Genomic DNA, 13,364 nt, shown 5'->3' on the forward strand with positions numbered 1-13,364 from the left:
TCACGAGCACGTCGTGCTGTGTCACGAGCGGAGGTGCCTGTCCGTCGTGGTCGGTGGACAGGTCTTGCCCCTCGGGGCGCGGAAGGAGAGGGTCAACGACGATGGATGACGACGTGGTTCGGACCTGGGCGGGGGAGCGGCCGCGGCTGCTCGGCCTGGCCTATCGGTTGACGGGGTCGCGGGCCGACGCCGAGGACCTCGTGCAGGAGGCGTTCGGCCGGTTGGCGGTGGCCGAGGGCGTGGCACAGCCGGCGGCATGGCTGACGACCGTCACCACCCGCTTGGCCATCGACCACCTGCGCCTGTCCCGCGTGCAACGGGAGGTCTACGTGGGGCCGTGGTTGCCCGAGCCGGTCGAGGAGGGGTTCGCTGATCCGGGCGACGACCTCGAGCTGGCCGAGTCGGTGTCCCTGGCCCTCCTGCGGGTCATGGAGTCGATGACACCCGTCGAACGGGCCGCGTTCGTGCTGCACGACGTGTTCGGGTACTCCCACCGGGAGGTCGCCGACATGCTCGACCGCAGCCACTCGGCCATCCGGCAGGCGGCCGCACGTGGCCGTCGTCGGGTCCGGGAACAACGCCCACCGTTCGAGCCGGACCGCGCCCGGCGTCAGGACGTGGCCGAACGGTTCCTCGAGGCGGCGCGGGGCGCAGACCTCGATGGCTTGATGGCGGTGCTCAGCCCGGACGTGGTGTTCCGCTCCGACGGCGGCGGGGTCGTCCATGCCGCACGCAAGGAGCTCGTGGGCGCCGACCGCGTCACCAAGTTCCTGCTGGCGCTGGCGGCCGGTCGCCCCGACGGCACGGCCGAGCTGGCCTGGGTCAACGCGTCCCCGGCGCTGCGGTTGTCGGCCGATGGGGCGCTGGTGTCGGTGATGGCCCTGCAGGTCGGACCGGACGGTCGGATCGCGGAGATCAACGCGGTCCTGAACCCGGCGAAGCTCGGTGGCATCACCTGAGGAGCGGGTGCCGCTCCTCAGTCGGTGTCGTGCCGGGGCCTGGCCGAGGCGGCCAGCGTGGCGAGGCGGCCGGGCCTGACGACCGCCGAGGGGTGGGTGCCCACCGCCAGCCGGTGCCCCAGCTCGCCAAGGGCGATGTCGCGGTCGGTGGCAACGAGGAAGGCGTTGCCGGGGTCCTTGAGGTTGGCGACTCCGCGGTCGGCCACGACGAAGACGGTGCTGAAGACCTGCCGAGCCGTGGCTGCCTGCGCGGCCACCACGGGATACGGCGGCTGGTCGACGAGGTTCACCACGTAGACCCCGCCGGGTACGAGCACCCGTCGGACATGGTCGAGGAACTCCACCGTCGCAAGCTGACGCGGGGTCTCCAGGCCGACGAACGCATCGCCGACCACCATCAGCGCCTGACGCTCGCCGAGGCGTTCGATGCCGGTGCGTGCATCGCCGCTGCGCACGATCAGGTCCGGCTGCTCCCGCAGCCCGAGCTGTTCGCGGGCGACCCGGATCACCGCCTTGGACCGCTCCATGACCAGCTGCGTGTCCACGGGACGACCGGCAGCCCTGGCTCGGGCGAGCAGCGCGCGGGGCAACGCGAACGCCCCGCCACCGAGGTGGACGATCGTGCCGGGGTCCCCGTCGGTGTCAGGACGCAACACCTCCACCAAGCGGCCGAGCCTGTCGAGGTAGCCCAGCGCCAGATGGGTCGGGTCGCCGGTGTCGACCGCACCGTGGACGTGCTGGTCGATGGCCAGCAGCGAGACCCGGGGTCGGGCCGGATCATCGGCGACGCGCACGACGCCCACGCCGGTCGGGACCCCGACGGGCGGATCGGACGGTGTGGTGCGGTCGGGCCGACGACGGCGTTGGCGTCCCACCGCCGCTACTGCTGCTGCGCGGCGGCCCGGTCGCCCGGCCCGTCAGCCGGTCGGGCGATCGATCGGACCGGCTGGACCTGCTGCGGCTGGGCGGACCGGATCCGGACGCGATCACCACCACACGACGGCCCGTCCCGATGGGGGCGGCCGCACCGCTTGCACAGGGGCTCGTTCTCGCGGTTCATCGTCACGACGCTACCCGGCCGGACGAGGGGTCGGACCGGGGCGGATGGCAAGGAAGTCGTCACACTCTCCCGACGTCCGGGGGGTGAAGATGCTTTCATGTCGACCATCACCATGAACACATCGACGCAGGCCCCGCCCGAGTCCTCCGCCCAGATCCTCGTCGTCGAGGACGACAAGACCGTGGCCGAGGTCGTGTCGCGCTATCTCGTCCGGGAGGGGTTCGGGGTGGAGCACGTGGCCGACGGTGGCGTGGCGCTGGCCCGTGTCCAGGACCGGATGCCCGACCTGATCGTGCTCGACCTGATGCTTCCGGGCGTCGACGGTCGCGAGGTGTGCAGGCGGGTCCGTGCGGTCAGCGACGTGCCCATCATCATGCTGACCGCGCTCGGCGAGACCGGTGACCGAATCGCGGGCCTCGAGCTCGGGGCCGACGACTACCTCGCCAAGCCGTTCAGTCCTCGTGAGCTGGTCGCACGCGTCAAGAACGTGCTGAAGCGCTCGGGCAGCGGCGACGGACGGGCGGACAACAGCTCCCAGCTGGAGGTCGGCGGCATCCGACTGGACCGCAAGTCCCGCGAGGTCGAGATCGAGGGTCGCAGCGTCGACCTGACCCAACGCGAGTTCGACCTGCTGGCCTTCCTGATGGAGCACCCCAAGGAGGTGTTCCGCCGCGAGGTCCTGCTCGAGCACGTCTGGGGCTACACCTTCGGGGACACCTCGACCGTGACGGTCCATGTCCGCCGGTTGCGCGAGAAGATCGAGCCGGACCCGTCCAACCCCACGTTCGTGCAGACCGTGTGGGGTGTGGGGTACAAGTTCGGACCATGAGTCCCGCGGACCAGCCGACACCGAGCACCGTCAAGAGCTCGCGCACGTCGGCGGTCGTCGCCGGTGTCGTCGGCCTGATCGTCGTGATCGGCATCGCCTCGGCGCTGGGGAAACCCGCGGCGGACACGATCGAGCTGATCATGATCGCGGGCGGGGCCGCGCTCATCACCGGAGCCCTCGGTGGGCTGGCCCTGCACCTGTTGCGCGGCCGTTCCTTCTCCGCCCAGGTCGTGGTCGTCGCCCTCACCTCCACCGCTGCCGTCACGGCCGGCTCGTTGGCGGCGGGCAACGCGATGTTCCTGGAGACCCGTGACCTGCAGACCCTTGCCGTCGTCGTCCCCGTCGGGGCGGTCGTCGCCATCGTCGCGGCCCTGCTGCTGGGTGAGCGGGTCGGTGCGGCCAGCCGATCCCTGGGCGAGGCCGCTCGTCGCCTGGGCGACCTCGAACATGCGCTGGACCCCGACGAGCACGGCGTCATGCCGGAATCGATGATCCGCGAGTTCGCCCGCCTCGCCGAACAGCTGGAGGCGACCCGCCACGAGCTGGAGATGTCCCGCGAACGCGAGCAGGCCACCGACCGGGCCCGCCGTGAGCTGGTCAGCTGGGTGTCCCATGACCTGCGCACGCCCCTGGCCGGCATCCGGGCGATCACCGAGCTGCTCGAGGACGACATCGTCGACGACCCCGAGGAGATCCGTGGCTACTACGGCACGCTCCGCAGGGAGGCCGACAAGCTGTCGGCGCTGGTCGGTGACCTGTTCGAGGTCTCCAAGATCGAGGCGGGTGCGCTGCGGCTGGACTACACCGACGTCAACTTCGGCGACCTCGTGAGCGACACGCTGGCGGCGGCGATTCCCGTGGCCGAGAAGCGGCAGATCCGGGTGTACGGGCGGGTGGCGGATCCGGAGGCCAGCATCGAGGCGTCGCTGCCGGAGATCTCCCGTGTCCTGCGCAACCTGGTCTCCAACGCCATCCGTGAGTCAGCCGACGGCGGTGCGGTCCTCGTGGAAGCCGGTATCGACACGGCGTGGGAACAGGACTGTGGCTTCCTCGCCGTGCAGGACACCTGCGGCGGGATTCCCGAGGACGTGATCGACCGGGTCTTCGACGCCTCCTACCGGGGTGAGTCCGCCCGGACCCCGCGCCATGACGTCGGTGCAGGCCTGGGACTGGCGATCGCCAGGGGGTTCGTGGAGGCCCACGGCGGGACGATCAGCGTCGGGAACGTGGCCGATGGCTGCCGCTTCTACGTCCGGCTGCCCGCTCGACGACCCGACGCGACGCGTCCGGCTGCCCCGGAGCCGACCGTGCCGCCCATCCCGCTCGGCCAGCCGGCACGACCGGTCAGCGATCGGGACGTCTCACCGGCAGGACCACCCCAGGGTTGAGGATGCCGGCCGGGTCCATCGCCTGCCGGATCCGGTGCAGCGCGTCGACCTCGCCGGCCGAGCGCGTCAGGTGCAGGTGGCCGACCTTGGCCACCCCGACCCCGTGTTCGGAGGCGATGGACCCGTGGTGCTCGGCCACCAGGCGCAGCACCGCGTCCTCGTTGGCCGCGGTCGCCTCCTCACCCAGCAGGTTCACGTGCAGGTTGCCCTCGGCGAGGTGCCCGAAGCTGATGGCACCGGGGACGATGGCATCGAGGCGGTCCACGAACGCCCCCAGCCGGTCCAGCGGCACGGTGACGTCGAGCTTGACCGGGACGCCCCGGGCGTTGACGGCCTCGGTGTGGCGTTCGCGGAGCTGCCACAGCCGACGTGCGTCGGCGGCATCCTGCGCCACCGCCGAGGGTCGGTCGCCGACCACCTCCTCCAGCTGCGTCGGTCCTCCCTCGACCTCCACGAGCACGAGCCACGCGGGGAGCGGGGCCAGCGGGACCGGGACGCCGGCGTGCTCGGCGACCATCGCGATGCCGGCGGCCCGCATGACCTCCACCGCCAGCGGACGAACGCGCCGCACGGCCGCGACGACGGCGAGGGCACCGGCAGGGTCGTCGCAGCCGATGAGCGCGACGGCGGTGTCGGCGGGACGCGGGACCAACCGCAGGATCACGGCGGTGATGACGGCGAGGATGCCCTCGCTGCCGGTCAGCAGCTGGGCGAGGTCGGGACCGGCGTTGTCCTTGGCCAGCCCCGTCATGTGGCGCACGACGGTGCCGTCGGCCAGGACCGCCTCCACACCCAGCACCTGCTGGCGCATCGACCCGTGGGCCACGACGTGGATGCCACCGGCGTTGGTAGCGACCATCCCCCCGATCGTGGCGCTGTCACGGGCGGCGAGGTCCACCCCGAGGGCCAGGTCGTGCCCAGCGGCGACCCGCTGGACCGTCGCTGCGGTGACTCCGGCGCCGACGGTGACCGACGGGGTGTGGGGGTCGAGGGCGCCGACGGTGTCCAGCCGACGAAGGGACAGCACCAGCTCGCCGTTGCGCGGCACCCCACCACCGACGAGCCCGGTGTTGCCGCCCTGCGGCACGACGGGCACGCCCGCGTCATTGCAGGTGCGCAGCACCGCCGCGACCTGTGCGGTGTCGGCCGGTCGGACCACCGCGCGAGTGGGGCCGCCGAACCGGCCGGTCCAGTCAGCGCAGTAGCCGGTGGTGTCCTCGCCGGTCAGGACGTGGGACTGGCCGACGATCCCGCGCAGGGCGGCGAGGAGGCCGTCCCCGTCGGCCGTCGTCATCAGCGGTCGTGGTGGGCGGCCAGCGAGATGCTCCAGTGCCGGCCGGGCACGACGGCGCCGGCCGAGGGGTCGCTGGCGATGCTGATGTGCCCCGACGTGTCGTCGATCAGGCTGGGCAGCCGACGCAACCCGCAACGACGAGCCCACTCCGCGACCTGACTGCCCTCGGTGGCCAGCAGGGTCGCGGCGACGTAGCTGCTGGACGCCTCGAGCGCGGTACCGAGGACACCGGCGGCGTGGTCGGCGTCGACGGCCTGCCAGTGGAGGATCTGCAGGAACTCCGCGCCGAAGTAGCGGTCGGGGCGCACGGCGATCGCGGCCGTGATCCGTCCGCTGTCGTCGGTCGTGACGTACCGGTCGTAGGTGTGGACGGGGTTGTCCAGGAAGCGCCAGCGCCACCAGGTGGAGTCACACAGCGGGCCGTCGTCCTGCGCCGATCGGGCCAGGTCGTCCAGGCCGTCGGGAATCCCCTCCATCGGCTGCCCGGTGCCGTGGGGGCGGGGCCCGAAGGCGACCCGGGTCATCGTGGCGGCGAGCGGACGGGGGACTCGGCCCAGATCACGGAAGTCGTCGTCGATCGGTCGGAACCAGCGCTGGGCGCGGTCCCGTTGGGTGACGCCGGCACCCTCCAGTCCCGGAACGGCGGCGGCGGTGGGCAGCGCCACCAGCAGGTCGACGTCGCTGCCGAGGTGCTGTCGTTGGCGTCGGGCCAGGCTGCCGAACAGGCCCCGGCCGCGGTATGCCCGGGTCGTCACCGCGTGGGCGGTCCGCCCGACGCGTACCTCGCGGCCCTCGACGAGGCCGGGCAGCCGGTACATGCCGGCATGGGCGACGACCTCGCCGTCCTGTTCCCACAGCACGTTGGCCGGCGGCCCCCACGGGTTGTTCCAGTACAGCCAGTCGTGCGCAGCCGGATCGGCGAGGACGGGCGGGGCGTGGTGTGCCTCACCGGCGGTCTGCGCAGCGGCCTCGGCCAGCAGGGCGCAGACGGCATCGCGGTCGTCCGGCGTTGCGTCGCGCAGTCGGAGTCCTGGTGGAGCGGGGGCGTCCATGCCGGTGGGAGTCTAGCCAGACGAGGCGAGCAGTCGGAATCCGGTCGATCAGGCCGGCTTGCGAGCCACGAGGATCAGGTTCGCGCCGATCCGCGACAGCCACGACAGGGGGAGATGGGTCTCCGCCGCGTGGCTCAGGCGCATCGACACGCGCGGGGGCAGCAGCGGCTTCTTGGCGACCTGCAGCGGACCGACCCCGTGGCCGAGCACCCCCACCGTGTCGAGCCCCGCACGTCGGGCGTAGCCCTCCAGCTGGCTCCGGGAGATGTACTGCCGTGGGTACCCCGTCGGCGGCGGGCCGAAGACGCCCATGGCCACCCCGATCGGGTCCAGCGCGAACGCGATCCGGTAGGGGTTGGGGGACGTGACGACGATGTGGCCGCCGGGTCGGGTGACCCGCGCGTACTCCTCGACCGCCTCACCGGGGTCGGTCAGGTACTCGATGGCACCCAGGCCCGAGACCCAGTCGAAGGTGTTGTCCTCGTACGGCAGGTCGCGCATGTCCGCGGTGCGGATGTCCGCGGTGCGGCCGGCCTCGGCGAACGTCGCCGTCGTGGCCTCGACCATGCCCTCGGAGATGTCCACGGCGCTGACGTCGTAGCCGCGCTCGGCCATCGCCAGCGCCATCTGGCCGGCCCCGCAGCCGACGTCGAGGGCACGCCCGGGCGTGTCGTCGACCGGTCCGAGGTGATCGACGGCCTCCAGGCAGCGGTCCATGCGCCGCTGGATGACGTGGTCGTGGAAGGTCTGTCCGGAGTAGATCGTCTGCCACTGTCCGACACGGTCGTCGTAGTTCCGACGGACCTTGTCGACGTGTGCGTCGGCTTGGGTGCTCACACCGTCACGGTAGCCGCTCCAGCGGAGGGGCAGTCCTCGTCCCGTCGGCCGACCCTGGCCGCGGGGTCAACCCGGATCGGCGAGGGCAACCCGCATGTCGTCCTCGTCGGCGGCGTCGGGGTGGTCCTCGACGTACGCCGACCAGCGCCACCGGGCGAAGGCGGCGTAGCCGAGCTCCGCCACCAGCTCGAACAGCCGGGTGGCGCCGACGAGCATCAGGACCGGACCGCCGCCGATGACCGGGGCCAGCGCCAGCGCCGTGACCCCCTCGCGAGGGCCGAGGCCCCCGGGCGCGAACACCGCGACCGCCCCGATCAGGTGTCCCAGCGCGAACGCACCGGTGACCCGCAGGATGTCGTCGAGCGATCCGCCGACGCCGACGTACAGCGCCAGGAACCCCGCCAGACGCACCAGCGCGTTGCCGGTGTAGAGCAGCGTCAGGTGCAGCGTCTGCTGACGGGTGATGTCGACGTCGGCCGCCCTGCCGAGCTGCTCGATCCGGTTCAGCACGGGCAGCCGGGACGCCAGCACCGCCAGCTGGACGAACGACCGGGGGGACACGACGGCCAGCGCGATCACCAGGCCTGGCAGCACCGCGAACCACGCCGCCCAGGTCAGCCCGGTCTCGGGCAGCCACCAGGGGATCGTCGCCGCCGCCAGCAGGCCGTTGATGCACGTGTACCAGACGACCTCCAGCAGGGTGGTGATGGCTCCCATCGACGCCGTCATGCCGTGCCGACGGGCCACGACGGCCCTGCTGGCCACCTGTGCCATGGCCATGGCGTAGCGGGCCAGCTGGCTCTTGGACCACACCCAGCGGCCGAGCTGGCGGTCGATGTGGCCGTGTCCGAGGTCCACCAGCGCCAGCCAGGCCCGCACGAGGATCTCGTTGGCGACCACGAACAGGACGACCGTCAGCCCGATCGAGGTCGGCGTGGGCCACGGGACGCCGGTGTCGGCCACGGAGGTGAACCGTCCGCGCAGCGCCAGCGCAACCACGACGAACACCCCGAGGGACACGGCCCAGCGGAGCACGAACCGGACAGCCGGCGACATCGGCAGGGAGGGAAGGCGCACGTCCGTCATCGTACGGGCCGCCGTCCCCCCTCCCGCGTGTCGCCTCGGTCGACTTGTTGTCAACCGGTGGGTGCAACAAGTTGGGCGAGTTGGGCGGCTGGGGTCTTCCAGCCGAGGGTTTGTCGGGGGCGGGTGTTGAGGCTCTCGGCGAAGTCGTTGAGGTCCGCTGGGGTGTGGACTGACAGGTCGGTGCCCTTGGGCATGTACTGGCGCAGCAACCCGTTGGTGTTCTCGTTGGAACCGCGTTGCCAGGGCGAGTGGGGGTCGCAGAAGTAGACGGGCACGTCGGTGTCGATGGTGAACTGGACGTGCTCGGCCATCTCGATGCCCTGGTCCCAGGTGATTGACCGCCGCAGGTGCTCGGGCAGCCCGGTGATCGCGGTGGTCATGGCCTCGCGCACCGTCGCGGCGGTCCGGTCGCCATCGAGGTGCATCAGCATCACGTAGCGGGTGGAGCGCTCCACCAGGGTGCCCACCGCGGACTTGCCGTCCTTGCCGATGATCAGGTCGCCCTCCCAGTGACCGGGAACGGCACGGTCCTCCACCTCCGCGGGCCGCTCGCTGATCATCACCATGTCGTGCATGCGTGGCCGGGGAGATCGACCGGAGGGGACCCGCTTGGCCCGACCGGTCCGCAGGCACGACGTCAGCTCGCGTCGCAGCTCGCCCCGCCCCTGGACGTACAACGACTTGTAGATCGTCTCGTGTGACACCGTCATCGACTCATCGTCGCCGAACCGCTCCTTGAGATCTGCAGCGATCTGCTGGGGCGACCACAGTCTGCGCAGGCCGTGCTCGACGAGGCCGGCCAGCTCCGCGCAGCTGGCGAGCTTGGTCGGCTTGGCCCGCCGTGCCTGCTCGTGGGCACGCTTGTGGGCAAGCATCGGCCGGTAGGCCTCACGGCCACCGTTGCGGTCCACCTCGCGCCACACCGAGGACTTGTGCCGGCCGACCCGATCGGCGATGGCCTGATAGGTCTGGCTGAGTCCCGTGAGGTGGTGGAAGTAGAAGGTCACCGTTCGTGAAGTTGTTGGCAGGCTATGCCGCGGTGGTGGTGGCTGTCACCTCGATGGTGGTGTCGGCGGCGATGGTCTTCATGGATTCCTCGGAGAAGTAGCTGCGTTCGGCGACTTGCCATTCGTCGTGCTGCTCGAGCAGGACGGCGCCGATGAGGCGGATGATGGAGTTGTCGTCGGGGAAGATGCCCACCACGTTGGACCGGCGCTTGATCTCCTTGTTGACCCGTTCCAGCGGATTGGTTGACCACACCCTGCGCCAGTGGGTCCTGGGGAACGCCGCGAACGCGGTGAGATCGGGTTCGGCGTCAAGCAGCATCTGGGCCGCGGCGGGGAACCGGTCGGTGAGCATGTCGGCGACGGCGCGGAGCTGGGCGGTGACGGCGGCCTGGTCGGGCTGGGCGTAGATGGTGCGGATCATGGCGGTGACCATCTCGCCGTGGGCCTTGCCGACCCGGGCCAGGACGTTGCGGTTGAAGTGGACCCGACAACGCTGCCACGCCGCGCCCTGCAGGTGCCGGCGGATGGCGGCCTTCAACCCTTCGTGGGCGTCGGAGATGACCAGCTGCACACCACCGAGTCCGCGGGTCTTCAAGCTCCTGAGGAAGGCACCCCAGAACGCTTCGTCCTCGCTGTCGCCCACGTCCAGCCCGAGGACTTCGCGGGTGCCGTCAGCGGCGACGCCGAACGCCACGACGATGGCGCGCGACACGACGTGGCGGCCGACGCGGCCCTTGACGTAGGTGGCGTCGCAGAACACGTAGGGGAAGTCGGTGTGGGCCAGGGTGCGGGCTCGGAACGCCTCGACGTGCCCGTCGATCTCCTTGCAGATCCGCGACACCGTCGATTTCGACACGCCCGAGTCCACGCCGAGTGCCTTGACGAGGTCGTCGACCTTGCGGGTGGAGGTGCCCTTGACGTAGGCGGTCATGATCACCGCCCACAGGGCCTGGTCCACCCGGCGGCGCGGCTCCAGCAGCGACGGGTAGAAGTTGCCGGCCCGAACCTTGGGGATCGCCAGCTCCACATCACCAGCCGGTGTTGACAGGGTCCGGGGTGGCCGGTGGCCGTTGCGCTGCCCCGTCCGGTCATCGGTGCGCTCGTGCAGCGCCGCCCCGATTGAGGCGGTCAGCTCTTCCTCGATCAGTGTCTGCAACGCGTTCTGGAGCAGATCACGAAACAGGCTGCGGTGCTCCTCGGTCAGCAGGTTCGTCGCAGCGTCGGTCAGCAGGTCATTATCAATGTCGGCCATCGTGTGGCCCCTTTCGAGAGATCCGTGGAAAGACCTCACGAACAGTCACACGGTGGCCAACACCGTCTGGGGAACCAACTCCGACTTACACCTGTTGCCGGGACTCAAACATAGGTCTCGCCCCGACCGATCCCCAACCGGATCTCCACCCGATCATCAAGCGACAACCGGTGCGGTGAGGGATCAGTCGCAAGCTCTGCCCGCAACACCCCACCGAACGGCTTGAGCACGTTGAGGAAGCTGCCAACGGAGATGTCGACCTCCTCAAGGATCTGCCGGCGGCCCTGACCGGCTCGTGCCCGACGGATCACCTCCGCCCGCACCTCATCAGGCAACCGCAGCCACCGCTTCTCACCCTTGGCCCTCGACATCACCATGACCTACCGCCTCCACCTCGAAGTGTCGTGTTGCAACGAAGTCTTGAGGCTGCCCGACCCCCCTGCGACTGGGACGACACGCCTCGGGTGCGTGTCGGCTCGGTCGACCCCCCTGCGACTGGGACGACACGCCTCGGGTGCGTGTCGGTTCGGTCGATCCCCCTGCGACTGAGGCAACACACCTCAGGGGGAGGGAGAGGTCAGAGGAGGCGTTGCTGGCGGATGGCCAGGACGCCGGGGAGCATGCGGGCCAGGTCGGCGATGCGGCGGGCGCCCTCGCGCAGGTCGGCCACGCTCAGGTCGTGGCCGAGGTCGGTCTCGACGAGGATCTGCCCGCCGGTGATGAACACCCGGGCGTGGCGGACGTCGGCGTTCAGCCCGTTGATGGTGTTCAGCAGCAGGCCGTCGTCCTCCTCGCCCTCGCCGAGCACCGCGAACACCTGCACCACGGGCGGTTCGCCGTCGGCCACCCGCAGGAACAGGCGCTGCTCCTCGAACCGCATCGGCAGGTCACCGTCGTCGTCGGGCCCCGCGTCGCCCTGGCCGAAGTCGTCCTCGAGCCACAGCTGGAGGCGGGTCTGCAGCTCCGAGGTGGTCGGGAACGGACGGAAGCGGGCCACGCCACCGGTCCAGCCGGCCTGGCGCATGACCAGCCAGCTGGCCTCCTGGATGGGCAGGAACAGCTCGATCTCGGGGTCCGTGGCAGTCTGCAGCAGCCGCTCGAGCAGCCCCAGCGGCACGGTCATGCGGGCGGCACCCTCGACCTCGGCGTCCACGAACGCCTCCGCGCGACCGACGCCGGGCCAGTCGACCCGGACGCCGACCCGTCCGGGCTCGGCGATGAACCAGGCCAGCGGCGGCGGGTAGTCCGGGCCGAGCTCCAGGCCGCCGGGCACGGTCCGGATCTGCTCGACCACGGCCAGCAACGCCACCGTGGAGGTCCGGGCACGGGCGTGCTTGTCGGTGTGGAGGGTGTCGGTGACGTCGGGGTAGAAGCCGACCCCCGCCGGCTGCACGACACGCATGGGGCCGACCGTCAGCTCCACCGCGCCGGTGCACAACCCGTCCTCGTCGGGGGCGGGCAGCGACAGGCGAACGCTGTCGACCTCCAGCTCGCTGACCAACGACGGCATCGGCAGCAGCCGTGGGGAGAGCAGCGCCTTGGGCATCGGGCCGCCCTCGACGGTGTCGAGCATCACGTACACGTTGCTGCTGCCGCCGATCCACCGACGTCGGCCCGCGTGGGAGGTCAGCAGCACGTGGCCGAGCGGCCAGCCCTCGTCGTCGTCGCAGAAGGTCGACACCCGCTGTGCGACGTCCACGAGCTCGTCGACGTCCAGGTGCAGATCAACGGGAGGCATGGTCACCCAGTGTGCACGGTCGCGCTCTCGCCGAGGTCCCGGCCGCTGCCCGACGACACGGATCCGCCTCGTCGTACGGTGTACGGTCGATCGCTGATGGCTGCTCGCGACACCCCTGCCCGACCGGTGCCCGCTCGACCGGTGCTCTCCCGCGAACGGGTGCTCGACGCCGCCATCGCGCTCGCCGACGCCCAGGGGATCGAGGCCGTCACCATGCGTCGGCTGGCGGACGCCGTCGGCGCCAAGCCGATGTCGCTGTACCACCACCTGGCCAACAAGGAGGAGGTGGTGGACGGCATGGTCGACGTGGTCTTCGCCGAGATCGAGCTGCCGTCCCCGGCGCTGGGGTGGAAGGAGGCGGCCCGCCTGCGCGCGCGGTCGGCCCGACGGGTACTCATCGCCCACCCGTGGGCGGTCCCGCTGCTCGAGTCACGACGGTCGCCCGGACCGGCAACGCTGCGCCACCACGACGCAGTGATCGGCGCGTACCGGGAGAACGGCTTCGACATCGCGATGGCCGCCCATGCCGTCTCGGTCGTGGACGCCTACGTCTACGGGTTCGTCCTGACCGAGGCCGCGCTGCCGTTCGATGCCACCGACGGGGAAGGGGCACGCGACGCCATCGACGAGATCCTCTCACCCATGGACCGAGACTCCCATCCCCACCTCGTCGAGCTGGCGACGGCGCACGTCCTGCAGCCGGGCTACAGCTTCGCCGAGGAGTTCGACTGGGGTCTCGACCTCGTGCTCGATGGCCTCGGGCGGCGGGTCGCCGGCCGCTCGTGACCGCTCGCCGGCCCAGTGGGCCGCGAAGTGGACCCTGTTTCGGCCACTGCAGAGGGTCGGGCGACCGATCAGTATG

At 71.0% G+C, this 13,364-nt stretch carries 11 protein-coding genes and 3 pseudogenes; 4 read left to right on the plus strand and 10 right to left on the minus strand.

All coding sequences use genetic code 11. The features are described 5' to 3' along the window. Nucleotides 1-101: 101 nt before the first annotated feature. Nucleotides 102-959: an RNA polymerase sigma factor SigJ gene (sigJ, locus tag DVS28_RS04285; protein WP_114590362.1), complete on the plus strand. Its 858-nt coding sequence runs from the start codon at nucleotides 102-104 to the stop codon at nucleotides 957-959. A 17-nt stretch (nucleotides 960-976) separates the two neighbouring features. Here sigJ and DVS28_RS04290 read toward each other — a convergent pair whose 3' ends face one another. Together DVS28_RS04290 and DVS28_RS04295 are read right to left on the minus strand one after the other, a co-directional pair. Further along, a complete protein-coding gene (locus DVS28_RS04290; protein WP_114590363.1) occupies nucleotides 977-1,834 on the minus strand; it encodes a fused MFS/spermidine synthase in 858 nt (285 codons plus the stop codon). 5 nt (nucleotides 1,835-1,839) lie between these two features. After that, nucleotides 1,840-2,019: a hypothetical protein gene (locus DVS28_RS04295; RefSeq protein ID WP_114590364.1), complete on the minus strand. Its 180-nt coding sequence runs from the start codon at nucleotides 2,017-2,019 to the stop codon at nucleotides 1,840-1,842. Between the two features lie 97 nt (nucleotides 2,020-2,116). Between DVS28_RS04295 and DVS28_RS04300 the strand changes: the two genes are divergently transcribed. After that, complete coding sequence (locus tag DVS28_RS04300) at nucleotides 2,117-2,848, plus strand: response regulator transcription factor (protein ID WP_245973579.1); 732 nt, start codon at nucleotides 2,117-2,119, stop codon at nucleotides 2,846-2,848. Continuing rightward, nucleotides 2,845-4,236, plus strand: a complete 1,392-nt coding sequence (locus DVS28_RS04305; protein WP_216826385.1) for a sensor histidine kinase — start codon at nucleotides 2,845-2,847, stop codon at nucleotides 4,234-4,236. Before DVS28_RS04300 ends, DVS28_RS04305 begins: the two co-directional genes overlap by 4 nt. Here DVS28_RS04305 and DVS28_RS04310 read toward each other — a convergent pair. From DVS28_RS04310 to DVS28_RS04345, 8 genes and pseudogenes are all read right to left on the minus strand, one after another. After that, complete coding sequence (locus tag DVS28_RS04310) at nucleotides 4,193-5,530, minus strand: FAD-binding oxidoreductase (protein ID WP_114590365.1); 1,338 nt, start codon at nucleotides 5,528-5,530, stop codon at nucleotides 4,193-4,195. The two genes, DVS28_RS04305 and DVS28_RS04310, sit on opposite strands and share 44 nt — an antisense overlap. Continuing rightward, nucleotides 5,530-6,582 carry a GNAT family N-acetyltransferase gene (locus DVS28_RS04315; RefSeq protein WP_114590366.1) on the minus strand — a complete coding sequence of 351 codons (1,053 nt, stop codon included), beginning with the start codon at nucleotides 6,580-6,582 and terminating at the stop codon, nucleotides 5,530-5,532. The genes DVS28_RS04310 and DVS28_RS04315 overlap by 1 nt, the downstream gene beginning before the upstream one ends. 48 nt (nucleotides 6,583-6,630) lie before the next feature. Further along, nucleotides 6,631-7,455 (minus strand): annotated as a pseudogene (locus tag DVS28_RS04320) (class I SAM-dependent methyltransferase); the annotation flags it as partial. Nucleotides 7,456-7,485: 30 nt separating this feature from the next. Continuing rightward, nucleotides 7,486-8,496 carry a lysylphosphatidylglycerol synthase domain-containing protein gene (locus tag DVS28_RS04325; protein WP_164709914.1) on the minus strand — a complete coding sequence of 337 codons (1,011 nt, stop codon included), beginning with the start codon at nucleotides 8,494-8,496 and terminating at the stop codon, nucleotides 7,486-7,488. A gap of 59 nt (nucleotides 8,497-8,555) precedes the next feature. Further along, nucleotides 8,556-9,461 (minus strand): annotated as a pseudogene (locus DVS28_RS04330) (IS30 family transposase); the annotation flags it as partial. Nucleotides 9,462-9,534: 73 nt separating this feature from the next. Continuing rightward, nucleotides 9,535-10,764, minus strand: coding sequence for an IS256 family transposase (locus tag DVS28_RS04335; protein WP_114590370.1), 1,230 nt, complete (start codon nucleotides 10,762-10,764; stop codon nucleotides 9,535-9,537). A gap of 110 nt (nucleotides 10,765-10,874) precedes the next feature. Continuing rightward, nucleotides 10,875-11,141 (minus strand): annotated as a pseudogene (locus DVS28_RS04340) (IS30 family transposase); the annotation flags it as partial. 200 nt (nucleotides 11,142-11,341) lie between these two features. Next, a complete protein-coding gene (locus DVS28_RS04345; protein ID WP_164709916.1) occupies nucleotides 11,342-12,502 on the minus strand; it encodes a T3SS (YopN, CesT) and YbjN peptide-binding chaperone 1 in 1,161 nt (386 codons plus the stop codon). 96 nt (nucleotides 12,503-12,598) lie between these two features. On the opposite strand from DVS28_RS04345, the gene DVS28_RS04350 reads away from it, so the two are divergent. After that, the gene (locus DVS28_RS04350) at nucleotides 12,599-13,288 is read left to right on the plus strand and encodes a TetR/AcrR family transcriptional regulator (protein WP_114593981.1); all 690 of its coding nucleotides are present in this window, start codon (nucleotides 12,599-12,601) and stop codon (nucleotides 13,286-13,288) included. Nucleotides 13,289-13,364 lie beyond the last annotated feature (76 nt).

It is taken from the genome of Euzebya pacifica (assembly GCF_003344865.1).
GTDB classification, from domain to species: domain Bacteria; phylum Actinomycetota; class Nitriliruptoria; order Euzebyales; family Euzebyaceae; genus Euzebya; species Euzebya pacifica.